25 protein-coding genes and 1 pseudogene are annotated in these 24,255 nt (G+C 70.1%); 20 read left to right on the forward strand and 6 right to left on the reverse strand.

What is annotated here, in order from left to right:
* Nucleotides 1–131 precede the first annotated feature (131 nt).
* The 3 genes from ABT001_RS19115 to ABT001_RS19125 all read right to left on the reverse strand — a co-directional run bounded on the left by ABT001_RS19115 (nt 132) and on the right by ABT001_RS19125 (nt 2,887).
* Entirely contained in the window at nt 132–1,112 is a 981-nt protein-coding gene (locus ABT001_RS19115; protein WP_351278705.1) for a COX15/CtaA family protein, read from the reverse strand.
* Nucleotides 1,113–1,196: 84 nt separating this feature from the next.
* Nucleotides 1,197–1,964, reverse strand: coding sequence for an ABC transporter permease (locus ABT001_RS19120; RefSeq protein WP_351278707.1), 768 nt, complete (start codon nt 1,962–1,964; stop codon nt 1,197–1,199).
* Nucleotides 1,961–2,887, reverse strand: a complete 927-nt coding sequence (locus ABT001_RS19125; protein WP_351278709.1) for an ABC transporter ATP-binding protein — start codon at nt 2,885–2,887, stop codon at nt 1,961–1,963. Before ABT001_RS19125 ends, ABT001_RS19120 begins: the two co-directional genes overlap by 4 nt.
* Before the next feature lie 234 nt (nt 2,888–3,121).
* On the opposite strand from ABT001_RS19125, the gene ABT001_RS19130 reads away from it, so the two are divergent.
* The 9 genes from ABT001_RS19130 (at nt 3,122) to ABT001_RS19170 (ending at nt 11,081) form a co-directional block, all read left to right on the forward strand.
* Complete coding sequence (locus ABT001_RS19130; protein WP_351278712.1) at nt 3,122–3,871, forward strand: helix-turn-helix transcriptional regulator; 750 nt, start codon at nt 3,122–3,124, stop codon at nt 3,869–3,871.
* A complete protein-coding gene (gene sufB / locus ABT001_RS19135) occupies nt 3,868–5,289 on the forward strand; it encodes a Fe-S cluster assembly protein SufB (protein ID WP_327119774.1) in 1,422 nt (473 codons plus the stop codon). Before ABT001_RS19130 ends, sufB begins: the two co-directional genes overlap by 4 nt.
* A gap of 60 nt (nt 5,290–5,349) precedes the next feature.
* Nucleotides 5,350–6,531, forward strand: coding sequence for a Fe-S cluster assembly protein SufD (gene sufD / locus ABT001_RS19140; RefSeq protein WP_351278715.1), 1,182 nt, complete (start codon nt 5,350–5,352; stop codon nt 6,529–6,531).
* A gap of 1 nt (nt 6,532) precedes the next feature.
* Nucleotides 6,533–6,850 carry a bifunctional 3-phenylpropionate/cinnamic acid dioxygenase ferredoxin subunit gene (locus ABT001_RS19145; protein ID WP_014156911.1) on the forward strand — a complete coding sequence of 106 codons (318 nt, stop codon included), beginning with the start codon at nt 6,533–6,535 and terminating at the stop codon, nt 6,848–6,850.
* Nucleotides 6,851–6,857: 7 nt separating this feature from the next.
* Nucleotides 6,858–7,649 carry a Fe-S cluster assembly ATPase SufC gene (sufC, locus tag ABT001_RS19150; RefSeq protein ID WP_351278719.1) on the forward strand — a complete coding sequence of 264 codons (792 nt, stop codon included), beginning with the start codon at nt 6,858–6,860 and terminating at the stop codon, nt 7,647–7,649.
* On the forward strand, nt 7,646–8,914 hold the full coding sequence (locus ABT001_RS19155; protein ID WP_351278722.1) for a cysteine desulfurase: 1,269 nt from the start codon (nt 7,646–7,648) through the stop codon (nt 8,912–8,914). Before sufC ends, ABT001_RS19155 begins: the two co-directional genes overlap by 4 nt.
* An 18-nt stretch (nt 8,915–8,932) precedes the next feature.
* A complete protein-coding gene (sufU, locus tag ABT001_RS19160) occupies nt 8,933–9,388 on the forward strand; it encodes a Fe-S cluster assembly sulfur transfer protein SufU (protein ID WP_351278724.1) in 456 nt (151 codons plus the stop codon).
* The gene (locus ABT001_RS19165; protein ID WP_056783575.1) at nt 9,385–9,723 is read left to right on the forward strand and encodes a metal-sulfur cluster assembly factor; all 339 of its coding nucleotides are present in this window, start codon (nt 9,385–9,387) and stop codon (nt 9,721–9,723) included. Before sufU ends, ABT001_RS19165 begins: the two co-directional genes overlap by 4 nt.
* A gap of 449 nt (nt 9,724–10,172) precedes the next feature.
* Nucleotides 10,173–11,081: an aminoglycoside phosphotransferase family protein gene (locus ABT001_RS19170; RefSeq protein WP_351278727.1), complete on the forward strand. Its 909-nt coding sequence runs from the start codon at nt 10,173–10,175 to the stop codon at nt 11,079–11,081.
* Between the two features lie 415 nt (nt 11,082–11,496).
* On the opposite strand, the gene ABT001_RS19175 is transcribed toward ABT001_RS19170, so the two are convergent.
* Nucleotides 11,497–11,691, reverse strand: a complete 195-nt coding sequence (locus ABT001_RS19175) for a hypothetical protein (protein ID WP_351279059.1) — start codon at nt 11,689–11,691, stop codon at nt 11,497–11,499.
* A 168-nt stretch (nt 11,692–11,859) separates the two neighbouring features.
* Here ABT001_RS19175 and ABT001_RS19180 point away from each other — a divergent pair, with 168 nt between their 5' ends.
* Both ABT001_RS19180 and ABT001_RS19185 read left to right on the forward strand, forming a co-directional pair.
* The gene (locus ABT001_RS19180; RefSeq protein WP_351278729.1) at nt 11,860–12,690 is read left to right on the forward strand and encodes a helix-turn-helix domain-containing protein; all 831 of its coding nucleotides are present in this window, start codon (nt 11,860–11,862) and stop codon (nt 12,688–12,690) included.
* The gene (locus tag ABT001_RS19185) at nt 12,687–12,890 is read left to right on the forward strand and encodes a DUF397 domain-containing protein (RefSeq protein ID WP_351278731.1); all 204 of its coding nucleotides are present in this window, start codon (nt 12,687–12,689) and stop codon (nt 12,888–12,890) included. Before ABT001_RS19180 ends, ABT001_RS19185 begins: the two co-directional genes overlap by 4 nt.
* A 120-nt stretch (nt 12,891–13,010) precedes the next feature.
* On the opposite strand, the gene ABT001_RS19190 is transcribed toward ABT001_RS19185, so the two are convergent.
* Nucleotides 13,011–14,159, reverse strand: a complete 1,149-nt coding sequence (locus tag ABT001_RS19190; protein ID WP_351278734.1) for a DUF7847 domain-containing protein — start codon at nt 14,157–14,159, stop codon at nt 13,011–13,013.
* A gap of 166 nt (nt 14,160–14,325) precedes the next feature.
* Here ABT001_RS19190 and ABT001_RS19195 point away from each other — a divergent pair, with 166 nt between their 5' ends.
* From ABT001_RS19195 to dapD, 3 genes are read left to right on the forward strand one after another with little or no spacing between them, the layout of a single operon-like run.
* The gene (locus ABT001_RS19195; RefSeq protein WP_351278737.1) at nt 14,326–14,646 is read left to right on the forward strand and encodes a DMT family transporter; all 321 of its coding nucleotides are present in this window, start codon (nt 14,326–14,328) and stop codon (nt 14,644–14,646) included.
* Complete coding sequence (locus tag ABT001_RS19200; RefSeq protein ID WP_351278739.1) at nt 14,646–15,194, forward strand: TetR/AcrR family transcriptional regulator; 549 nt, start codon at nt 14,646–14,648, stop codon at nt 15,192–15,194. Before ABT001_RS19195 ends, ABT001_RS19200 begins: the two co-directional genes overlap by 1 nt.
* A gap of 43 nt (nt 15,195–15,237) precedes the next feature.
* Entirely contained in the window at nt 15,238–16,236 is a 999-nt protein-coding gene (gene dapD, locus ABT001_RS19205; RefSeq protein ID WP_351278742.1) for a 2,3,4,5-tetrahydropyridine-2,6-dicarboxylate N-succinyltransferase, read from the forward strand.
* Here the strand turns inward: dapD and ABT001_RS19210 are convergent.
* Nucleotides 16,233–16,352 (reverse strand): annotated as a pseudogene (locus ABT001_RS19210) (4-hydroxy-tetrahydrodipicolinate synthase); the annotation flags it as partial. The gene dapD and the pseudogene ABT001_RS19210 sit on opposite strands and share 4 nt — an antisense overlap.
* Nucleotides 16,353–16,425: 73 nt before the next feature.
* Here ABT001_RS19210 and ABT001_RS19215 point away from each other — a divergent pair.
* The 6 genes from ABT001_RS19215 (at nt 16,426) to ABT001_RS19240 (ending at nt 24,147) form a co-directional block, all read left to right on the forward strand.
* Nucleotides 16,426–17,064: a DUF4232 domain-containing protein gene (locus tag ABT001_RS19215; RefSeq protein ID WP_351278744.1), complete on the forward strand. Its 639-nt coding sequence runs from the start codon at nt 16,426–16,428 to the stop codon at nt 17,062–17,064.
* A gap of 83 nt (nt 17,065–17,147) precedes the next feature.
* Nucleotides 17,148–17,855, forward strand: a complete 708-nt coding sequence (locus ABT001_RS19220) for an antibiotic biosynthesis monooxygenase (RefSeq protein ID WP_351278747.1) — start codon at nt 17,148–17,150, stop codon at nt 17,853–17,855.
* A gap of 118 nt (nt 17,856–17,973) precedes the next feature.
* On the forward strand, nt 17,974–19,443 hold the full coding sequence (locus ABT001_RS19225) for a hypothetical protein (protein WP_351278750.1): 1,470 nt from the start codon (nt 17,974–17,976) through the stop codon (nt 19,441–19,443).
* 168 nt (nt 19,444–19,611) lie between these two features.
* Complete coding sequence (locus tag ABT001_RS19230) at nt 19,612–21,930, forward strand: esterase-like activity of phytase family protein (RefSeq protein ID WP_351278753.1); 2,319 nt, start codon at nt 19,612–19,614, stop codon at nt 21,928–21,930.
* A gap of 250 nt (nt 21,931–22,180) precedes the next feature.
* Complete coding sequence (locus ABT001_RS19235; RefSeq protein ID WP_351278756.1) at nt 22,181–23,653, forward strand: alkaline phosphatase PhoX; 1,473 nt, start codon at nt 22,181–22,183, stop codon at nt 23,651–23,653.
* Between the two features lie 263 nt (nt 23,654–23,916).
* Complete coding sequence (locus tag ABT001_RS19240) at nt 23,917–24,147, forward strand: hypothetical protein (RefSeq protein WP_014156926.1); 231 nt, start codon at nt 23,917–23,919, stop codon at nt 24,145–24,147.
* The last annotated feature ends 108 nt before the right edge of the window (nt 24,148–24,255 follow it).

A 24,255-nucleotide genomic window follows, 5' to 3' on the forward strand; every position in this document is an offset into this window, starting at 1 on the left:
ACCTTTACCCATATCCGTTTTTTTTTTTTTGTTTTTCTTTGTTTTTTAAGCTTTTTTTTTTTGCCCCCATACTGGGGGGGTGGGCCCCCGTCCGGCCGGACGGGGGCCCTCCACACATGTGCGCCTTCAGTTCAGCGCGCCGCGGCGTGCTCCGGCAGGTCCCCGGCCGCCGGTGCGGGAAGGCCGGCGTCGGCCGCCGGGCGCTCGCGCATCGACAGCTGCAGGCGCAGGACCGCGATCAGCAGCAGGGCCGAGCCGAACATGTGGAGGCCGACCAGGATCTCCGGCACGTCGTTGAAGTACTGCACGTAGCCGATGACGCCCTGCGCCACCAGCACGACCAGCAGGTCCCGGGCGCGCGCCCGGGTGTCTACGGGCGCGTCGACGACACGCAGGGCGAACCACATCGCGACGGCCAGGACGCAGACGACCCAGGCGGCGATGGCGTGGACGTGCGCGGCGGCGCTCCAGTCCCACGGCATGCGCGGTACGTCGCTGCTGTCACCGGCGTGCTTGCCGGAGCCGGTCACGGTGGTGCCGAGCGCGATCAGGACGACCGTGGTGGCCACGACGGCCCAGGACAGCTGCCGCACCGGGCGCGGGGCGCGCGGGCGCCGGACGCCGTCGCCCTCGTCGATCCGCACCCAGGTGATCACGGCCACCGTGAGCAGGCAGTTGGCGAGCAGGAAGTGCCCGGCCACCGACCACGGGTTGAGGCCGGCCCAGACCGTGATGCCGCCGATGACGGCGTTCCCCATCACCAGCCAGAACTGCGACCACGCCAGGCGGGTGAGACCGCGGCGACGGGGCTTCAGCGCACGCGCCGCGATGATCGCCCAGCCGACCGCGGCCGACAGGACGTAGGTGAGCATCCGGTTGCCGAATTCGATGGCGCCGTGCAGACCCTGCTCCGGCGTGGCGAAGAGGCTGTCGTCCGTGCACTTGGGCCAGGTGTCGCAGCCCAGACCGGAACCGGTCAGCCGCACCGCGCCGCCGGTGATGATGATGAAGACGCTCATCACCACCGCGGAGAGTGCGGCGCGCTTGGCCGTCTTCACCGACGGTGTCCAGCGCTTGGCGATGTAGGAGAGGGGGGTTTCCACGCGCACCATGGTAGGCAACGGCTTGTGCATGTTTTCACGAGGGGTGCCGGTTTCCCGGATGGCCCGGGACACCGGCGGTGGGCGGGCGCCCGCTCACTCCCAGCGGAAGAACCGTGCCGCCGCTCCCAGCCCCAGTACCGCCCAGACCGCCAGGATCCCCGCATCGCCCCAGGGCATCGCCGCGCCGTCCTGCAGGACGTCCCTGAGTCCGTCGGAGAGTGCCGAGATCGGCAGCAGGCCGAGGACCGCCCGGGCCGCCTCCGGGAACTCGTCCAGCGGCACGACGACCCCGCCGCCGACCAGCAGCAGCAGGAAGACCAGATTGGCCGCGGCGAGCGTCGCCTCGGCCTTCAGGGTCCCCGCCATCAGCAGCCCGAGCCCGGAGAAGGCCACGGTGCCCAGCACCAGGAGCAGCAGCACGGCGAACGGGTTGCCCGAGGGGGACCAGCCCAGGGCGAAGGCGATCACCGTCAGCAGGGCGATCTGCAGCACCTCGGTGACCAGCACCGAAAGGGTCTTCGCCGTCATCAGGCCCCAGCGGGGGAGCGGAGAGGCTCCCAGCCGCTTGAGCACCCCGTAGCGGCGTTCGAAACCGGTCGCGATGGCCTGTCCCGTGAAGGCCGTGGACATCACCGCGAGCGCCAGGACGCCGGGCGCCAGGAAGTCGACCGGCTCACCCGCGCCGGTGTCGACGATGTCGACCGCGCTGAACAGCACGAGCAGCAGGGTCGGGATGACCACCGTCAGCAGCAGCTGCTCACCGTTGCGCAGGAGCATCCGCGTCTCCAGTGCGGCCTGTGCGGCGATCATGCGGGGCAGCGGGGCGGCGCCGGGGCGCGGGGTGTACGTACCGGCGCTCATGCGCGCAGCTCCTTGCCGGTCAGTTCCAGGAAGACGTCCTCGAGGGTGTGCCGCTCGACCGCGATGCCGTCCGGCATCACACCGTGCTGGGCGCACCAGGAGGTGACGGTCGCGAGCAGCTCCGGGTCGATCTGCCCGGTGATGCGGTACGCGCCGGTGGTCAGTTCGGCCGCCTCGCTGCCGTCGGGCAGCGCCTTCAGCAGCGAGCCGAGGTCCAGGCCGGGTCGGCCGGTGAAGCGCAGGGTGTTCTCGGCGCCCCCGCGGCACAGCTGCTCGGGGCTGCCCTGGGCGATGACCCGGCCCGCGTCGATGACGGCGACGTCGTCGGCGAGCTGCTCGGCCTCGTCCATGAAGTGGGTGGTGAGGACGACGGAGACCCCGTCGGCGCGCAGCTCCCGGATCAGGTCCCAGGTCGAGCGGCGCGCCTGCGGGTCGAGGCCGGCCGTGGGTTCGTCCAGGAAGACAAGTTCGGGGCGGCCGACGACGGCCATGGCCAGCGCGAGACGCTGCTGCTGGCCGCCGGAGAGCCGGCGGTAGGTGGTCCGGCCGCAGCTGCCGAGCCCGAGACGTTCGACGAGCGCGTCGACGTCCAGCGGATGGGCGTGCAGCTTCGCCATGTGGCGGAGCATCTCGTCGGCGCGGGCGCCGGAGTAGACCCCGCCGGACTGGAGCATCACGCCGATGCGGGGGCGGAGCGCCGCGGCGTCGGCCACCGGGTCGAGGCCCAGGACCCGCACGGTGCCCTCGTCCGGCCGGCGGTAGCCCTCGAAGGTCTCGACGGTGGTGGTCTTCCCGGCGCCGTTGGGGCCGAGGACCGCGGTCACCGCGCCCGCCGTGACCTCCAGGTCGAGACCGTCGACCGCCGTCCTGGTGCCGTACCGCTTGACCAGGCCCCTGGCCTGTACGACGGGCTCGCTGCTCATGGCGGGCAAGTCTAGGCGGGCCGCTCGGGCGTACGGCGCGCCGGGTTCCCCGACGTGACCGGAGCGCTCCCGGTGGCCCGGTCACCGGGCGGCCCGTACCCCGCCCACCTGCGGCGGGCTGCTGTGATCCACTGTTTTCGCAGGTCAACTTAGGTTTGCCTAAGTGATGAAGCGCACCGCGCCCGGCTCCGGGGTGGGTTGTCAGGCCCGAAGGAATTACGCAACAATGGCGTTGTGAAATACGTTGGCGAGGCTCCTCAGGAGGAACTCGCGACCGGTGAGCGCTCGACGCGCAACCGGGTCGCGCGCTCCATCCTGGACCACGGCCCGTCCACCGCCGCCGACCTGGCCAAGCGCGTCGGCCTGACCCAGGCGGCGGTCCGCCGCCACCTGGACGCCCTCGTCTCCGACGATGTGGTCGAGGCCCGCGAACAGCGGGTCTACGGAGCGCGGACCCGTGGCCGCCCGGCCAAGGTCTTCGCCCTCACCGACTGCGGGCGGGACGCGTTCGACCAGTCCTACGACAAGCTCGCCGCCGACGCCCTGCGCTGGATCGCCGACACGGCGGGGGACGAGGCGCTCGTCGCTTTCGCCCGTGCCAGGATGGCCGCCCAGTCCGAGGCGTACCGCGCCGTGATCGAGGCCGCCGGCCCCGAGGCGCGCACCGAGGCCTTGGCCAAGGCCTTGTCCGCCGACGGGTACGCTGCTACGGCTCGTAGCGCGCCCGGCCCCCAGCAGGGCGAGCAGCTCTGCCAGCACCACTGTCCGGTCGCGCACGTGGCCGAGCAGTTCCCGCAGCTGTGCGAGGCGGAGACGGAATTCTTCTCCAGTCTGCTCGGGACCCATGTGCAGCGTCTCGCCACCCTCGCCCACGGCGACGGTGTGTGCACGACGTTCGTTCCGCGCGGCAGCCCCGCAGCACCACAGGCTTCACAGACCACCCATTCAGTATCTGCAAGTACGGCCGGGAGGAACCCCGCATGACGCTCCCTACGGAGACTGCCCACCCTGAGCTCGATGGCCTGGGCACGTACGAATTCGGCTGGGCCGACTCCGACGCGGCAGGCGCGGCGGCGAAGCGCGGCCTGTCCGAAGCTGTCGTCCGCGACATCTCGGAGAAGAAGAACGAGCCGGAGTGGATGCTCAACCTCCGGCTCAAGGGCCTGAAGCTGTTCGGCAAGAAGCCCATGCCGAACTGGGGCTCGGACCTGTCGGGCATCGACTTCGACAACATCAAGTACTTCGTGCGGTCCACGGAGAAGCAGGCGGAGTCCTGGGAGGACCTGCCCGAGGACATCAAGAACACGTACGACAAGCTCGGCATCCCGGAGGCGGAGAAGCAGCGCCTGGTCGCCGGTGTCGCCGCTCAGTACGAGTCCGAGGTGGTCTACCACCAGATCAACGAGGAGCTGGAGGCGCAGGGTGTCATCTTCATGGACACCGACACCGCGCTGAAGGAGCACCCGGAGCTCTTCAAGGAGTACTTCGGCACCGTCATCCCCGTCGGTGACAACAAGTTCGCCTCGCTGAACTCCGCCGTGTGGTCCGGCGGCTCCTTCATCTACGTGCCGAAGGGCGTGCACGTCGAGATCCCGCTCCAGGCCTACTTCCGGATCAACACGGAGAACATGGGCCAGTTCGAGCGGACGCTGATCATCGTCGACGAGGACGCCTACGTCCACTACGTCGAGGGCTGCACCGCGCCGATCTACTCCTCGGACTCCCTGCACTCCGCGGTCGTCGAGATCATCGTGAAGAAGGGCGGCCGCTGCCGCTACACGACCATCCAGAACTGGTCGAACAACGTCTACAACCTGGTCACCAAGCGCGCCGTGGCGTACGAGGGCGCGACCATGGAGTGGGTCGACGGCAACATCGGCTCCAAGGTCACCATGAAGTACCCGGCCGTCTACCTGATGGGCGAGCACGCCAAGGGCGAGACCCTGTCCATCGCCTTCGCGGGCGAGGGCCAGCACCAGGACGCCGGCGCCAAGATGGTCCACATGGCACCGAACACCTCCTCCAACATCGTCTCCAAGTCGGTGGCGCGAGGTGGTGGCCGCACCTCCTACCGCGGTCTCATCGAGATCGGTGAGGGCGCGCCGGGCGCCAAGTCCAACGTGCTGTGCGACGCGCTGCTCGTGGACACCATCTCCCGCTCGGACACCTACCCGTACGTCGACGTCCGCGAGGACGACGTGTCGATGGGTCACGAGGCGACCGTCTCCAAGGTCTCCGAGGACCAGCTCTTCTACCTGATGAGCCGCGGCATGACGGAGTTCGAGGCCATGGCGATGATCGTGCGCGGCTTCGTCGAGCCGATCGCCAAGGAGCTGCCCATGGAGTACGCCCTGGAGCTCAACCGGCTGATCGAGCTGCAGATGGAGGGCTCGGTCGGCTAGCACGTCCGCCGACCGCGTCCCGAAGAGTTCTTGACTGAGAAAGCGAGCACTACGACAGCCATGGCTGAGGCTCAGAATTCCCCGGTGGGTTCCACCACCGCCGGTTCCATCGCGGTGGCGGCCGAGTCCACCGTCGCCACGCGCATGAGTGCGCCCCCGTCCTTCGACGTCGCGGACTTCCCGGTCCCGCACGGCCGCGAGGAGGAGTGGCGCTTCACCCCGCTGGAGCGGCTGCGAGGCCTGCACGACGGCACCGCGGTCGCCTCCGGCGGCGGGGTCAAGGTCGTCGTCGAGGCGCCCTCGGGCGTCACGGTCGAGACCGTCGGCCGCGACGACGCGCGTCTCGGCAAGGCCGGAACCCCGGTGGACCGGGTCGCCGCCCAGGCGTACTCGTCCTTCCAGCAGGCCTCGGTCGTCACGGTCGCCAAGGAGGCCGTGCTCAGCGAGCCGGTCCGGATCACCGTGCACGGTGAGGGCGGTGTGGCCTACGGCCACCAGGTCATCGAGCTGGGCGCCTTCGCCGAGGCCGTCGTCGTCATCGACCACACCGGTGACGCCGTGCTCGCGGCCAACGTCGACTACGTCCTGGGCGACGGTGCGAAGCTGACCGTCGTCTCCGTCCAGGACTGGGACGACACGGCCGTCCACGTCGGCCAGCACAACGCGCTGGTCGGCCGCGACGCCTCCTTCAAGTCGATCATCGTGACGTTCGGCGGGGACCTCGTACGCCTCCACCCGCGGGTCGCCTACGCGGCGCCCGGCGGCGAGGCCGAACTCTTCGGCCTGTACTTCACCGACAAGGGCCAGCACCAGGAGCACCGCCTCCTGGTCGACCACAACACCCCGCACTGCAAGTCCAACGCGGTGTACAAGGGTGCGCTCCAGGGCGACGGCGCCCACGCCGTCTGGATCGGCGACGTCCTCATCCAGGCCGCCGCCGAGGGCACCGACACCTACGAGATGAACCGCAACCTGGTTCTCACCGACGGTGCCCGGGTCGACTCCGTGCCCAACCTGGAGATCGAGACCGGCGAGATCGTCGGAGCCGGCCACGCCTCGGCGACCGGCCGCTTCGACGACGAGCAGCTGTTCTACCTGCAGTCCCGCGGTATCCCGGCCGAGGAGGCCCGCCGACTCGTCGTGCGCGGCTTCTTCGCCGAGCTGGTCCAGCAGATCGGTCTGCCGGACGTCGAAGCCCGTCTCCTCGACAAGATCGAGACCGAGCTGAAGGCGTCGGTCTGAGATGGCCTTCGTCAAAGCCTGTGCGCTGAGCGAGCTGGAGGACGACACCCCCAAGAGGGTGGAGCTCGACGGCACGCCGGTGTCCGTCGTCCGCACCGAGGGCGAGGTGTTCGCGATCAACGACATCTGCTCGCACGCGAACGTCTCCCTCTCGGAGGGCGAGGTGGAGGACTGCGCGATCGAGTGCTGGCTGCACGGATCGAGCTTCGACCTTCGCACCGGTAAGCCGTCCGGTCTTCCCGCGACGCGCCCCGTCCCCGTTTACCCCGTAAAGATCGAAGGGGACGATGTGCTCGTCTCCGTCACCCAGGAGTCCTGAGTCACCCATGGCAACGCTTGAAATCCGCGACCTGCACGTCTCCGTCGAGGCCGACAACGCCACGAAGGAGATCCTCAAGGGCGTCGACCTGACCGTGAAGCAGGGCGAGACCCACGCCATCATGGGCCCGAACGGGTCCGGCAAGTCCACCCTCGCGTACTCGCTCGCGGGTCACCCCAAGTACACGATCACGAGCGGCACGGTGACCCTGGACGGCGAGGACGTCCTGGAGATGTCCGTGGACGAGCGGGCCCGCGCCGGCCTGTTCCTCGCCATGCAGTACCCGGTCGAGATCCCCGGCGTCTCGGTCTCCAACTTCCTGCGCACCTCCGCCACCGCCGTCCGCGGTGAGGCCCCCAAGCTGCGGACGTGGGTGAAGGAGGTCAAGGAGGCGATGGCCGAACTCCAGATGGACCCGGCCTTCGCCGAGCGCAACGTCAACGAGGGCTTCTCCGGCGGTGAGAAGAAGCGCCACGAGATCCTTCAGCTGGAGCTCCTCAAGCCGAAGATCGCGATCCTCGACGAGACCGACTCCGGCCTCGACGTCGACGCGCTGAAGACGGTCTCCGAAGGCGTCAACCGGGTGCGCGAGAGCGGCGAGGTCGGCACCCTGCTGATCACGCACTACACGCGCATCCTCAAGTACATCAAGCCCGACTTCGTGCACGTCTTCGCCAACGGCCGGATCGCCGCCTCCGGTGGCGCCGAGCTCGCCGACACGCTGGAGAACGAGGGCTACGAGGCCTACACCAAGAGTGGCCCCGTGAGCGGAGCGAACTCAGGAGGTACAGCCGCGTGACTGACGCCCGACAGGGGCTCTCCGGCCTCCTCGACACCGAGGCGATCCGCAAGGACTTCCCGATCCTGGACCGCACGGTCCACGACGGCAAGAAGATCGTTTACCTGGACAGTGCGGCGACCTCGCAGAAGCCGCGCCAGGTCCTCGACGCGCTCAACGAGTACTACGAGCGGCACAACGCCAACGTCCACCGCGGCGTGTACACGATCGCCGAGGAGGCCACCGCGCTGTACGAAGGCGCTCGCGACAAGGTCGCCGCCTTCATCAACGCACCCAGCCGCAACGAGGTGATCTTCACCAAGAACGCCTCGGAGTCGCTCAACCTCGTCGCCAACATGCTCGGCTGGGCCGACGAGCCGTACCGGGTCGACAGCGACACGGAGATCGTCACCACCGAGATGGAGCACCACTCCAACATCGTGCCGTGGCAGCTGCTCTCGCAGCGCACCGGCGCGAAGCTGAAGTGGTTCGGCATCACGGACGACGGCCGGCTGGACCTGTCGAACATCGACGAGATCATCACGGAGAAGACGAAGATCGTCTCCTTCACGCTGGTCTCCAACATCCTGGGCACGATCAACCCGATCGAGAAGATCATCCGCCGTGCCCAGCAGGTCGGCGCGCTGGTCTGCATCGACGCCTCGCAGGCGGCCCCGCACATGGTGCTCGACGTGCAGGCGCTGCAGGCCGACTTCGTGGCCTTCACCGGCCACAAGATGGTCGGCCCGACGGGCATCGGCGTCCTCTGGGGACGGCAGGAACTCCTGGAGGACCTCCCGCCGTTCCTCGGCGGCGGCGAGATGATCGAGACCGTGTCGATGCACTCGTCGACGTACGCCCCCGCGCCCCACAAGTTCGAGGCGGGTACGCCCCCGATCGCGCAGGCCGTCGGCCTCGGCGCGGCCGTGGACTACCTCTCGGCCATCGGCATGGAGAACATCCACCGCCATGAGCAGGCCATCACCGAGTACGCGGTGCGCCGGCTCCTGGAGGTTCCCGACCTGCGGATCATCGGTCCGGCGACGGCCGAGGACCGCGGGGCGACGATCTCCTTCACGCTCGGCGACATCCACCCCCACGACGTGGGCCAGGTACTCGACGAGCTGGGCATCGCCGTCCGGGTCGGACACCACTGCGCACGGCCGGTCTGCCTGAGGTACGGAATTCCTGCGACGACGCGAGCGTCGTTCTATCTGTACTCCACGCCCGCCGAGGTCGACGCCCTGGTGGACGGCCTTGAGCACGTGCGGAACTTTTTCGGTTAGATGGCAGAGGGTTGACTGGTGAAGCTTGATTCCATGTACCAGGAAGTGATCCTGGACCACTACAAGCACCCCCACGGGCGTGGCCTGCGGGACGGCGACGCCGAGGTGCACCACGTCAACCCGACGTGCGGCGACGAGATCACGCTCCGCGTGAAATACGACGGCGACACGATCGCCGACGTCAGTTACGAGGGCCAGGGCTGCTCCATCAGCCAGGCCAGCGCCTCCGTGCTCAACGATCTGCTGGTCGGCAAGCAGCTCGGCGAGGCGCAGAAGATCCAGGAGTCCTTCCTGGAACTGATGCAGTCGAAGGGCCAGCTGGAGCCGGACGACGCGATGGAGGAGGTGCTGGAGGACGCGGTCGCGTTCGCCGGCGTCTCCAAGTACCCGGCCCGGGTCAAGTGCGCGCTGCTGAGCTGGATGGCGTGGAAGGACGCGACGGCGCAGGCGCTGTCCGAAGGGAAGACCGCATGAGCGACAACGAGACTCTCACGACCAAGCCGGCCTCCGAGGAGGAGGTCCGCGAGGCACTGTACGACGTGGTCGACCCCGAGCTGGGGATCGACGTCGTCAACCTGGGCCTGATCTACGGCATCCACGTGGACGACGCGAACATCGCGACGCTCGACATGACGCTGACGTCCGCGGCCTGTCCGCTGACCGACGTCATCGAGGACCAGGCGAAGTCCGCGACGGACGGCATCGTCAACGAGCTGCGGATCAACTGGGTCTGGATGCCGCCGTGGGGCCCGGACAAGATCACCGACGACGGCCGTGAGCAGCTTCGCGCGCTCGGCTTCAACGTCTGATCCAGGACGTCCTGGACGGCCCCCGGCATCACTTGAGACGCTACGTCTCGCTTGACGCCGGGGGCCGTTCCGTATGTGTTCGCCGCATCCGTGATGGCCGGGTCCTGGGTGGGGCACGCGGCCGAGGCAAGGCTTCCGCGTGGAACGTCCTCCTCGTGGGCTGCGAGAAATGGTTCGACAGACCGGGTCGGAGTCGTCATGCTCCGCACTCGTGACGACTGCGCAGCAGCTCTTGGTCCTGGCCGCCGCCCGCAACAACGCGGAGTCGAACCGGTCGGTCCTCTGCGGATCTGGTTGCACGGCCAGTAGCAGGACCGGCTCCGGACCCCCTGGGCCCCTGTCACTTGACCTGCCCCCGGACAGCGCGCCTTCTGCGAGATCAGTGAGAAGGGACAACCGTCCTGAGGAAATCACTGGCGGCGGCGAAGACAAGGCAGCAGGCTCTCGGCGTGGCACTTCATGAGAACGAGATCCGTGTGGACGATTCGGTCGTCCGGTCGTTGCTGCGGGAGCAGCGACCGGAATGGTCCTCCCTCCCTGTCTCACCGGCCGGTGAGGGTACCGAAAACAGGATGTACCGGCTCGGCGACCAGCTACTCGTGCGGTTGCCGCGCACCCCGGACAAGGCGAGGGCCTTACGGAAGGAGCAGATCTGGCTGCCGAGGCTCGCGCCCCATCTGTCCTGTCGCGTCCCGGAGCCGGTGCACGCCGGCACCCCGAGTTCCGCATTCCCGGTCGCGTGGTCGGTGTACCGCTGGATCGACGGCGATGAAGCCGGGGTGGGAACGGTCACCGATTGGCCTGCCTTCGGGGCCGACCTGGCGGCGATCGTGCAGAGCCTGCACGCCATCCCCCTCATGGGAGCGACTCGTCAGGGCGAGCTCAGCTGGTACCGCGGAGGTGGCCTGCACGCTTGTGACCGGTGGATCAGCGAGTGCTTCGACAACTGCCAACTGATCGACGGCCTCGACCTCGACATCGCGCACCTGCGACACCTGTGGCGGAGTGCGCTCGCCCTGCCCGAGCCGTCCGGCCGCCAGGTGTGGCTCCACGGAGACCTCAAACCCAGCAACCTTCTCGTACAGCAGGGGAAGCTGCACGCGGTCATCGACTTCGGAGCCCTCTCTGTCGGCTTCCCCGACGCCGAGCACGCGCCTCTGTGGGACCTTCCGCCTGGCGCCCGCCAGTCGTACCGGGACGCCACAGGCATCGACGATGTGACCTGGCTGCGCGCTCGTGCTTGGGCCATTGCCGTCGGAGTCAGCGGAGTGTCGTACTACTGGACCACCTATCCCGCCTTCGTCAACGAATGCCTGTCGCGGCTCCGGGCGATCCTGGAAGCCGCTGCTGAGCGGTGAACCGGTCCCGGAGGGGATGGGGCAGCGGATTGCGCCATCGAGTTCGGCCCGGAACGCATGCTCTACGTAGGGCAGTTGCCTCACCTTCGTGGCCCGAGTGGGGGGACACCCGGACCGCGAAGGATCGCGGCTTGAGACCGGTCCCTGCGGTGTTCGCCCCAGGTGTCGAACTGTGCGGCCAGCCACTTGGAGTCCACTTCCCATGTGCGGCATAAGTTCTGCATGGACGCACCGTCGCGGTACGCCTTGACCACGTCGTCCCGGTGCTTCAGCAACTCGACCCGCGCGGCTTTCACTTCGTCTCTGGTACGGCGGCGCATATGCGTCCTCCTGGGTTGTCCGGGGTTGCGGCTGTGGCGTGTGGTCCGCTCGGGCGGACCATGGGCGAGCCGGGCGGGTGGACGGGGCTGGGAGGTCACAGGAATTCCCCTCGGCTCCTGGCGTTGCACCGAGCGTTCTCGGCTCGCAGCCGCTCTATGGGGTCGGCGGGGCGCACGTGTTCGGGCTCGGCGTCCCACTCGGTCCCGCCGCGCATCGGCCGCAGTGACCAGTACGGGCCGGTGCGCCCTCGGAACTCTCCGACGCGGTTGTCATGGCCTATGTCCACCATGAGAGTGCCGAGTTCGGGAACGTCGGCGGGTTCCCGCCCTTCTGTGGGAGCGTGCTGCGCAGACACGCCACTCCTCTCCGTAGTGGTTCCGCTACTCGGCGGAAAGCGTGGCTCACCGTCGCGCTGTCTTCAACTTGCTCGCTTTGCTCGGAGAGTTAGGAACTCTGCATGGTGAACCGGAAGGAACTGGACCCCGAGACCTCACCCGGGGCAGCGTTCGGCCAGCATCTACGGCAACTTCGGGATGAACGCGGCTGGACACAGGACGAGCTGGGCGCGCGGATGGGGTGCACCGGAACACACATTTCCGCTGTCGAAACTGGTCGCCGCCCTCCAACTGGGCGCTTCGCGCTCAGTGCTGACAGGGCTTTCGGCTCGGGTGACAGGTTCCAACGCATGGTGCGCGCCCTGCAGAACACGGCGCTTCTGGAGGGTTTCCCGGAGTACGTCCGGCAAGAGGTGCGCGCAGCGGAAATCAGGCTCTTCGAACTCGGGATCGTGCCGGGGCTGCTCCAGACCCCGGAGTACGCGGCGGCGATCACCACGGGTGCCGTACGGCGGGGAGCGATCACGGAGCAGCAGGCGGAGGAACGGCTGACCCTGCTCGCCAATCGGCAGGGATCCCTTGACCGGTCACCCCCGCCGTTCGTCTACGCAGTGCTGGACGAAAGCTGTATCCGGCGACGCGTCGGGGGCCCGGGTGTCATGGCTGCCCAGTTGGACAAGCTCCTCGCCTTCGCTGAATTGCCGTCCACGGTTCTCCAGATCGCTCCGTATGCCCTTGCCGAGCGGCGACCCTTTGACCTGCCGGTCAGGGTGGTCACCCTTGCCGACCGGTCGATGATCACGTATGCGGAGTCTGCGTTGCAGGGGCACTTGGACCGGAACACCGGGGTCGTCCTCCCTGTGTTGACGGCCTACCATCAACTACAGGCCGAAGCCGCTTCGCAGGCGGAATCCGTGGCCATGATCGAACAGCTTCGAAAGGGCGCACCGTGACCGATCCGCAGTTCTTCAAGTCCTCCTACAGCAGCAACGGTGGCGACTGCATCGAGATCGCGGCCAACCTCGTTGCTTCGCGCGGCGTGGTCCCCGTCCGTGACTCCAAGAACCTGACCGGTCCCGTTCTGGACTTCCCCGCCGGCTCGTTCGCTTCCTTCGTGGCGAGCGTCAAAGACGGCGAGTTCGGGACCGTCTGACAGGTTCAAGACCGCAGAGCGCAGAGCGACCCCACCGTGCTAGGCATGGTGGGGTCGCTGTGACAGTGCTGCGTGCTCAGGCCGCAGTGCTCGCCGGCCGACCGGTCGGGGCCGGCCGGGTCACCACTGCGGGGTGGTGCCTCCGTACGGCGGTGCCATCGGTTCCTGCTGCGGTACGCCCGCAGCCTCGGCCAGGACGGGGCCCAGGTTCTCCGTGCGGATCCGCCGGTCGACGTAGAGCAGGCCCGTGACCAGCTGGGGGAACGTCGTCGAGATGATCTGGCTGACCAGGCCGCCCAGCACGCTCGCGATCAGGTAGCCGCTCATCGCGACCATCACCGCTGTGGCGCTCGGGTCCTCGTCCAGTGACGCGGTTCCGATGATGCCGGGGAACACGCCGAGTACCGAGAACGGGATCTGGACGACGTAGCCGGCCACGGCCGCCATCATGCCTGCCAGCAGCGTGATGCCGAAGATCCGCCACCAGTCGCCGCGCACCAGCTGGGACGAGCGGCGCATCGCGGCGACGGGCCCCTGCCCCTCGAAGACCACGACCGCCGGTGCCAGGCAGACCTTTATCCAGAGCCAGACGGCCAGCGGCCCGGTGAGCAGGGCGCCGATGATGCCCAGGGCCACGGCGGCGGCGGTTCCGCCGTCGCTCTCCGTGGTGACGAGGCCGATGATCACCGCGGTGAGGGCCAGCATGAGCAGCAGCACGGGGACGATGGCGAGCAGGGCGGTGAGGATCAGGGCGCCGATCACGGGCGCGACCCGGGACCAGGCCCTGCGCCACACCGTTCCGAAGGCGACGGGCCTGCCCAGGACCGCCTCCTGCAGCACGGCGGGGACCGCCGCGTACATCAGGCCGGAGGCGATCGCCATGGTGGCGATGCCCAGCAGGACGAGGAGGCCGCCGGCGGTCACGAGCGCACCGACGTCCGTGGACGAGGCACTCTCGTCGTAGTCGAGCGAGACCACCCGTTCCAGATGGTCGGAGACGGCGGAGTAGGCGATGGCCACCGCCGCCGTCATCAGGAGCGCGGCGCCGCCGTAGAGGGCGGCGGCCATGCCGAACAGCTGCTTCCAGTACCTGCCCATGGCCGAGAACGCCCCGCCCAGCACGTCCCCCAGTTTCAGCGGGGCGAGCGGTATCACCCCCGGCTTCGGCGGCGGCACCCAGCCGCCCCAGTTCGGCGGTCCTCCGTAAGGGCTTCCGCCGTACGCCGCGCCCCCGTAGGCGCCCCCGCCCCACCCTGCGTCCTGCGCCACCACTGCTCCGTTGTTCGTATCGTCCGGTCGTCATCCGGTCCTACCGGTCCGGACACCGTAGCGTCCCGAGGCGCGCGCGAATCCCGCCCCGGGCGGTCACGATCGGGGGTCATGCTCGATGTGTACGGCCGTACATATTCTTGTGTACGCTTGTACGCTTGTACGCATGGGATACGGATTGCTTGCCGCGGCCATAGCGGCAGAGGTGGCCGGGACGACGGCCATGAAGTACAGCGAGGGCTTCACCCGGCTGTGGCCCTCCATCGGCACGGTCGTGGGCTATGTCCTGGCGTTCGCGCTGCTCGCCCAGACCCTCAAGACGCTCTCCATGGGCACGGCCTATGCCATCTGGGCGGGAGCGGGCACCGCCGCCGTCGCCGCCATCGGGATCATCTGGATGGGCGAGTCCGCCTCCCTGGCCAAGCTGGCCGGAGTCGCGCTGATCGTCGCGGGGGTCGTCGTGCTCAACCTCGGAGGGGCCCACTGATGGCCCGGCGGTACGACCCCGACCGGCGCGACCGCATCATCGAGGCGGCCATCCGCATCGTCGGGGAGCGGGGCATCGCGGGGCTCAGTCACCGCACCGTGGCCGCCGAGGCCGATGTGCCGCTCGGCTCGACCACGTACCACTTCGCCTCGCTCGACGAACTGCTGGTCGCCGCCCTGCGCCGGTGCAACGACACGTTCGCGCAGACCGTCCGGGAGAGTGCGTACTTCGCCGACCCGGCGGTGAGCCTCGCGGACGAGCTGACCCGGCTCATGGGCGAGTGGTTCGGGGGCGGGCGGGGGCCCATGGAGCTGGAGTACGAGCTGTATCTGGCCGCCCTCCGCCGCCCCGCCCTGCGGGCCGTCGCCACGGAGTGGACCGACGGCGTGGGCGACCTGATCGCCTGCCGCACCGACCCGCCGACGGCGCGGGCCCTCGTCGCCCTGCTCGACGGCATCGCCCTCCAGGTGCTGCTCACCGGCGGTGAGTTCGACCCTGAGTACACCCGGGAGATGCTCGCCAGGATCGCGGACGGGGCGGCACGCTGAGACCGGTTCGCCCGCGCGGGGCTCGGGCGGTTAGGTTCTGTGCATGACCGACACGACTTCCCAGGGCTCCGCCCGCACCACCGGCGCCGTCGCCGCCGGCCTCGCCACCATCGCCGGTGACGGCACCGTCCTCGACACCTGGTTCCCCGCCCCCGAGCTCGTCGCCGAGCCCGGACCCGCCGGAACGCAGCGCCTCAGCCCCGAGGAGGCGGTGAACCGCCTCGGTGAGGGCGCGGCCAAGGCCCTCGGCGTGGACGCGCGCCGCGGGGTGGAGACCGTCGCCGTGTCCACGGTCATCTCCTCGCTGGACGACAAGCCGCTCGACGCGCACGACACCTACCTGCGGCTGCACCTGCTCTCGCACCGCCTCGTCCAGCCCCACGGGCAGAACCTCGACGGCATCTTCGGCTTCCTCGCCAACGTCGCCTGGACCTCGCTGGGCCCGGTGGCCGTCGACGACCTGGAGAAGGTCCGGCTCAACGCCCGCGCCGAGGGCCTGCACCTCCAGGTCACCTCCGTGGACAAGTTCCCCCGGATGACGGACTACGTCGCGCCCAAGGGCGTACGCATCGCCGACGCCGACCGGGTCAGGCTCGGCGCGCACCTCGCCTCCGGCACGACGGTGATGCACGAGGGCTTCGTCAACTTCAACGCCGGCACCCTCGGCACCTCCATGGTCGAGGGCCGCATCTCCGCGGGCGTCGTCATCGGTGACGGCTCGGACATCGGCGGCGGTGCGTCCACCATGGGCACGCTGTCGGGCGGCGGCAAGGAGCGCATCGCCATCGGGCAGCGCTGCCTGATCGGCGCCGAGGCGGGCATCGGGATCGCGCTCGGCGACGAGTGCGTCGTCGAGGCCGGGCTGTACGTCACGGCCGGCACCCGGGTCACGATGCCGGACGGCCAGGTCGTCAAGGCCCGGGAACTGTCCGGCGCCTCGAACATCCTCTTCCGCCGCAACTCGGTCACCGGCGCCGTCGAGGCCCGTCCGAACAACGCGGTGTGGGACGGGCTCAACGACGTACTGCACAGCAACGACTAGGCGGTAGCGGCGAGGAGTTCCTCGTACACGTCCCGCAGCCCGTCTGCCGCCTCGCGGTCGGCGGGCTGCAGTGGTTCGCGGACCGTTCCGGCGTCCAGCAGCGCCTTCGCGGTGACGCACGGGGCCGGGCGCGGTCTGGCATGATCGAACAGAGTGGCGACGGACCGTTCCAGGGGTGGGGTAGGCGGCATGCGCGTACGCAGGACGATCTCGGCGGCCGTGGCCACGGCCGCCGCAATGACGCTGACCGGCTGCGCCGGATTCCTGGTGCCCGCGGGGGAGGGCGAGCCGGCCCCCACGACGAGCGCCGCACCGGGCCCCGCCGCTCCGACGCGGCCGGTGGACCCGGGGGCCACGACGGACGCGCCCGCCCAGGGCGCGCCGAGTCCCACGGAGGCCGCCGACGGTGACTGCCCGGCCTCGGGAGTGGTCGTCGACATGGGCCCCGTCCAGACGGCGATGTTCAGCCGGGCCGTGACCCTCACGCTCACCAACTGCGGGAAGCGGCCCTACCGCGTGCACGGCTACCCGTCCGTCCGCGCGCTGGGCGACGACGGCGAGCGCATCCCCGTCCCGGTGAACGCCGGCGGATCGATGTTCGGCCACGACGAGGGGCCGGAGGACATCGCGCTGAAGCCCGGCGCACAGGTCCGGTCCACGCTGGCCTGGGTCTCCACCAAGGAGGGCGGTGACCTCATCGAGGGCGACGCCCTGGAGATCGCCGCCGCCCCGGACACGGGGGCGAGGGTCTTCCCGCTGGAGGGCCACGACATACGTCTGATGGATGAGCTGAACACGACGGCCTGGCGTGTGGGCCCGACGGGATGACGGGCCTTGACCTCGACCGCACTTGACGTATGAGGGTGGTGATCGGGAGCGCACCGCAGGGGTGCGCGGCCGAGAGGACAACCATGCCGTCCGTACAGTTCAACTCCCGTCCCGACCTCACCCGTTCCGACGTCGGAGTCGTCAAGGTCAGCACCTGGGACGTCGGTGGCCCGGAACGGCAGCGGCGGACCGTCGAAGCCGTCCGCGAGGCCTGGGCCAGCCGGGAATGGCCGCATCCCGGGCTCCTCTCGTACACCGTGCACACGGGGGAGGACGGCAGGACGCTCCTCCACTACTCGCAGTGGTCCGCCGAGGAGGCGTACCAGGACTTCGTGCGCGGCGGGCGCGACGCGCGCAACGCCGAGATCGACGCGGCCGTCCCCGGCATCGAGCGGCTCGGGCTGCACACCTTCGAGCTGTACCGTTCGGGCCGCCCGGGGGACGGCGCACGGGAGCCCGGCTGCGTCGTGATCGTCGACGTCGAGTTCGCGGGACCGGACCCGGCCCGCCAACGGGACTGGGTGGACGCCGTGTTCGAGGCCGTGGCGACCGGACCGGAACCGGCTCCCGGCGGGGTCTCCGCACACTTCCACGTCGGCACGGCGGGGGACCGGGTGCTCAACTACGCCGAGTGGGAGACCGCGCAGGCGCACATCGACGCGCTCGCGGGGGCCGGTGAGGACAGCGGGAACCTGACACCGCAGTGGCAACGGGTGCGGACCTACCCGGGAATGACCGGCGGCGCTGTGCACCGCTACACCCCGGCGCTCAGTCTCGCGGCGGGACTGTAGGGGGAACCGGGCGGCACGGGACGAAATGCGTCTACGCTGGGGCGGCGGCCGAGGTCCCGTGCACACCGGGCCGGCCCCCATCGCACATAGCCCGCGCATGCCCCGAGGAGACCCCCTGATGTCCGCAGAGCGCCCCTCCCTGCCGCCGGTGCGGCTGCACACCGAGGCCGAGCTGGCACGGGACGCGCTGGCCGCTCCGCTGCTCGTCCGCGCCGCCCGCCTCGCCCGCTGGGCGGGCCCGGAGACCCGGGTGGGGGCCGGCGGTGAGCTCGTCGAGGCGCAGCTGCCCGCAGCCGCCCAGCACCTCGGCCTCGGCGACGACGAGGACGGCGCGGCGTACGCCAGCGAGGCGTGGCGCCTCGCCGTCGACACCGGGCTCGTCGACGTCGAGGACCCGGAGGAGGACGAGGGCGGGAACGGCGAGGCGGAGGGCACCGTCACCGTGGGCGAGAACCTGGCCCTGCTCACCTCCGGATCCCCGCAGGACGTCCTCGCGATCTGGCTCGACGGCCTGGAGGCCGTGCACGCGGACGCCACCGCCCCGGCCTTCGACGACTTCGCCGACCTCATCGGCGAGGACGGCAGCGTCGACTTCGACGCGCTGGACTGGGACCCGGACGAGGAGGCCGAATTCCTCGACGGGGTGCTCGGCAACCTCTATCTGCTGACCCTCTCGGAGGCCGGGCCCGCCGACGGCACCGTGCCGCTGCCCGCCCTCGCCGCGTCCATGGTGGTGCCCGACGACATGGACGAGCCCACCGACGACGTCCTGGAGCAGGTGTCCGAGGCGATGATGCGGCTGGACGACCAGTTCCGGGTCCTCGAACCCATCGGGATCGTCGAATACCGGCCGGTGGACGAGACGTTGCTGACGGAGGAGGGCGAGGAGGCGACCCCGCCCGCCGACGACGAGGACGTCACCCGCTACGGCATGGTGAAGCTGACCCCGCTCGGCCTCTACGGCGTCCGCGAGCGGATGCTGGAGGCCGGGGTGGACGCGCCCGCAGTCGGTGACCTCGCCGACAAGGGGGCCGACGCCCTCCTCGACGGCATCGTGTACTACCCCGAGGAGGCCGCGCGCACCGAGATCGGTCTGTGGCTCGGCGGGCGCGGGGCGGACGGGACGGAGTCCGCGGCGGCGGAACTCCTGGACGCGGCGCGCGGCGACGACCGGCGCGCCCCCCTGCGTCGGCTCCACTGCCAGCAGGCGCTCGCGCTGGCCGGGCCGGAGGCCGAACCCGCGGTACGCGCGGTGCTCGGCGACCCCCAGCTGGGTGGGCTGGCACGGGTCTGGCTCGCGGAGCGCGGCGCGGCGGACGTCCCGGCGCCGCCGGAGACGATGATCTTCTGGCTCGCTGTGGACACGATTGCCGCGCAACTCGACGCCGACGGCGACCTCGACGAGCTCCAGGGGCTGGTCGAGGGCCTCTCCGACCAGCACAGCGGCTTCTTCGACGAGGCCTGGCGGGTCGACCACCCCGCGACCGCGGAGGTCCTGGAGGCGATGGGCCGCCTCCACAGCGACCGCGGCGCGTCGAAGGCCGCTCGCAAGGCGGCGTACAAGGCGCGGTCGCGGCAGAAGGACTGAGGCGGGGGTGCGGCACGGCCGCGGCGGACGGGCTGCCGCGGTCGAGCCGGCCCGTCGGCGGTCTCCCGGGGTGTTCCTGTTCTTCGCCGTCCGTTCACCGGTCCGCCCATCGGTCATGGCCCGTGGCTGCGAGCATCCGGTTCCTCAGTGAACCGAACCGGAGGAACGATGCTCCCGAAGAGAACCTGTGCCGCACTCGCGGTCCTGGCCGTGACCGCGGGCACCCTGGCGGGCGCAGGTATGGCGAACGCGGGTCAGCCGCACGGCGGCGACCGCGGACCGAAGCCGGTGGCCTTCGAACGTACCGCCACCTACCCGGTGTTCCAGAACCGGCCGGCCGGTGAGGACGCCGCGGCGCAGACGGTCGCCGAGATCTCCGCGACCAGCGAGGACGGCCGCACCCTCATCCACACGGACGCCGCGGCCAAGCGGATCGGCTTCCTCGACATCAGCGACGCGGACCGGCCCAAGGGGCTCGGCACGCTCTCGCTGGCCGAACTGGGCGACGCCGAGGACGAGCCGACCTCGGTGTCCGTCGTCGGCCGGTACGTGCTGGTCGTGGTGAACACCAGCGCGAGCTACACCCGGCCGTCCGGCCGCCTCGACGTCATCTCGCTGGCCACCCGTGAGCGGGTGGCCAGCCACGACCTGGGCGGCCAGCCCGACTCGATCGCGATCAGCAAGGACAAGCGGTACGCCGCCGTCGCCATCGAGAACGAGCGCGACGAGGAAGCCACCCCCGCCGGTGGCGAGGAGGGCGACCTCCCGCAGGCACCCGCCGGGTTCGTGCAGATCGTCGACCTGAAGAACTCCTCGCCCGCCCGGTGGACCACCCGCGCGGTGCCGCTGACCGGGGCGGACGGCTCCGCGCTGCCCGCACTGGTGGCCGCCGGGATCGCCGAGCCCACCGACCCGGAGCCGGAGTACGTCTCCGTCAACAGCCGGGGTCAGCTCGCCGTGACCCTCCAGGAGAACAACGGCGTCGTCCTGATCGACCTCGCGTCGGGGCGCCTCACCAAGGCGTTCACCGCCGGCACGGCCTCCGTCGAGGGCATCGACACCGTCGAGGACGGCGTCATCGACCAGACCGGGTCCATCAGCGACGTACCGCGCGAACCCGACGCGCTCGGCTGGATCGACGACCGCTACCTGGCCACTGCCAACGAGGGCGACTGGAAGGGCGGCACCCGTGGCTGGACCGTCTTCGACAGCCGCACCGGCAAGGTGGCCTGGGACGCCGGCAACACCTTCGAGCACCTGGCGGCACGCCACGGCCTGCTGAACGACGACCGCTCCGAGAACAAGGGCACCGAGCCCGAAGGGCTGGCGGTCGCCACGTACGACGGGGTGCGCTACGCCTTCGTCGGCTCCGAGCGCAGCAACTTCGTCGCCGTCTACGACGTCAGCAGGCCCACCCGGCCGGTGTTCAAGCAGGTGCTGCCCGCCACCAACGGCCCCGAGGGTCTGCTGCCCATCCCCTCGCGCGGGCTGCTCGCCGTCTCCAGCGAGGAGGACGACGCCGAGGCCGGTGTGCGTGCCACGGTGAGCCTGTTCCGTCTGGGCAAGGGCGCCCCCTCCTCGCCGTCGCTCGTGTCCGCCGACGACTCCACCGGCACCCCCATCGGCTGGGGCGCGCTCGGCGCCCTCTCGGCCGTGCCGGGCCGCGCCGACGAGCTGTACACCGTCACCGACGCCGCGTACTCCACCACCCGTGTCCTCACGGTCGACGCGGGCAGCGAGCCCGCCGTCATCAAGCGCGAGCTGACCGTCAAGGACGCCGCCGGCGAGCCCGTCGGGTACGACGCCGAAGGCATCCACGCCCGCCCGCAGGGCGGCTTCTGGCTGGCCGTCGAGGGCAAGAAGGGTCCCGGCAACCAGCTGGTGCGCCTGGACCGCCACGGAGTTACCCAGCAGGTCGTCCCGATACCGTCCGACGTCGCCGCGGGCCTCGGTTCGCAGGGCTTCGAAGGCGTCACCGCCACCACCGGCCGCGACGGCCGCGAGATCGTCTGGGCGGCCCTCCAGCGCGAGGCCGGCACCGACCCGGCCGGCGTGGTCCGGCTCGGCCGCTACGACGTCCGGGCCGGCACCTGGAGCTGGTACGGCTACCGGCTCGGCACCACCACCACGGACGGCGACTGGATCGGCCTGTCCGAGATCACCGTGGTCGGGAACAGGCTCGCCGTCATCGAACGCGACAAGCTGAACGGCCCGGCGGCCGGGGTCAAGCGGATCTACACGGTCGACCTGCCCAGGACCGCCGCACCGCAGGGCGCGCTCACCGTCCTGCCGAAGACCCTCGCCCACGACGTGCTGCCCGACCTGCGGGCCACGAAGGGCTGGACGCAGGAGAAGCTGGAAGGCCTCACCGTGGCCGGTGACGGACACGTCTACGCGGTCACCGACAACGACGGCCTGGACGACTCCACCGGGGAGACGGTCTTCCTCGACCTGGGCCCCGCGCGCAAGGTCTTCGGCCGCCACTGACCACCCTGCCGTCCGGGGCCACCTCCACCACCCACGGTGGAGGTGGCCCCGGACGGCACCTCACCGGACCGGCGAATATCGGCCGTGCATGGCTGATTATGGCCGAACGTCTGGGCGGGTTTGTGCCGATACGGCGAGCGGGTTGAGGTACGGTCCCCCGGTGCGCCGGGTGGCGTTCAGCTGGAGTTGGTACGGGGGAGGGAACGTGAACCCGCCAACCACTCGGTCATTTTTTCAGCAGGAGTCCGCGATGTCCTTCACTCGCAGGGAATTCACCAGATCATCCGCTCTCACCGGCGCGGGCATCGCCCTCACCGGCGCCGTCGGAGCGCTGGCGACCGCCCCCAACGCGCTGGCCGCCGACGACGCACGGCACGAGCCGGGCGACGAGGACCACGGCAAGGGCAAGGGCCACGGGCACGGCAAGGAGCTCGGCTACGGCCCGCTGATCGACGACCCGAAGGGCATCCTCGCGCTGCCCGCCGGATTCACGTACCGCGTCGTCACGCACAGCGGTGTCACCAAGCTGGAGAGCGGCGAGTTCACCCCCTCCAACCACGACGGCACGGCCGCCTTCGAGGGCCCCCGCGGTGTCACCCTCCTGGTCAACAACCACGAGCTGAGCGGCACCCGCGCCGGCTGGAAGTACCCCGTCCCGCTCACCGAGGGCCTCGTCTACGACCCGGTCGCGGCCGGCGGCTGCACCGTCGTGGAGACCCGCCGCGACGGCCGCACCGCCGAGTGGGTCGGCATCGCGGGTACGTCGACCAACTGTGCGGGCGGCAGCACGGAGTGGGGCACCTGGCTCACCTGCGAGGAGACCGAGGACAAGGCCGGCAAGAACGGTCTCCTCAAGGACCACGGCTACGTCTTCGAGGTCGACCCCTACGACAAGCGCGCCAACCGCGACCCCCGCCCCGTCAAGGCATTCGGCCGCTTCGCCCACGAGGCCGTCGTCATCGACCCGAAGCGGGGACACGCCTACCTGACCGAGGACGCCTCCGGCCCCAACGGCCTGCTCTACCGCTGGACCCCGCCGCAGGGCTTCAAGCACGGCCGCGGCAAGCTGCGCACCCTCGCCGACGACGCCGGTGACTTCCAGGCCGCCAAGTGCTTCGACAAGAAGGGCGCGTTCGTCGACGACCTGTCCCGTGCCACGGAGATCGGTACCGTCTACGGCGTGGACTGGGCCGACGTGCCCGACCGCGACGCGAAGACCGTCTCCGTGCGCAAGCAGTTCACCGACAGCGAGGTCACCCGCGGCCGCAAGCTCGAGGGCATGTGGTGGGGCGACGGCGGTGCCTACTTCGTCTCCTCGTTCGCCCGGAGCGAGAGCCCCGTGGCTCACGACGGCCAGGTCTGGTTCTACGACCCCAAGCGCCGGACGATCACCCTCAAGGTGCTCCTCGGCGTCAACCCGGACCCGTCCGTGGACGGTGCCTTCGACGGCCCGGACAACATCACCGTGTCCCCGTACGGCGGCATCGTGATCTCCGAGGACGGCAACGGGATCCAGCACCTCTTCGGTGCCACCGACAGCGGCCGCACCTACCCGATCGCGCGCAACGACCTCAACGCCGGCACGGAGGACGACCCCTCCTACAGCGAGATCGCCGGGGTCACCTTCTCCCCGGACGGCAAGACGCTCTTCGCGAGCATCCAGAACCCCGGCATCCTGCTCGCCATCACCGGGCCGTGGAAGCGCCAGCCGAACAAGCACTGACACCCGTGTGCGCGGCGCGTGAGGCGAGCCCCTCGCGCGCCGCGCGGGTGTGTCTCCTGCCCGGCGGGACGCGCCGTCGGGAAGCGAGAACCGCCACACCTTCGGGGGTCTTTCCGGCGCGGCGTTCCGCGCGGTGCCCTTGCCGGCGGCGGGCAGGGGCGCGGACCGGCCCCGATTCCGCTGATTACGAATGCGGCACTACTGCCCGCTGCGGACCGGTCGGGCATGGCGTCGGGCGCTCACAGGGCGCATACTCGACCGTAATGAAACAGTCAGCCGGTTCCCGGCGTCACCTGCCTTCCAGTCCCTTCAACCGCCCGGCCCAGGCGGCCCCACCGGTCGAATGCTTCGATGTGGGCGACAGGGTGTCGCATGACCAGTTCGGACTCGGCCGAGTCCTCGCTGTCGAGGGCGACAACGACGCAGTGCTCATCGACTTCTCGGGGCGACAGGGGAGGATCCTGAGCCCGTATTCCAAGCTGACCAAGCTCTGAGAGAGCGCACGAGCACGCACAGCGTCCCACCGGAGACTCTCCGGATCCGGGGCACCTGAGGGGTCGGACGACCCCCACGGGTGCCCCGGAAGCCGTTCCCGGGGCACC

Origin of the sequence: Streptomyces sp. NPDC002793 (genome assembly GCF_040295485.1) — a bacterium.
Classification (GTDB): Bacteria; Actinomycetota; Actinomycetes; order Streptomycetales; family Streptomycetaceae; genus Streptomyces.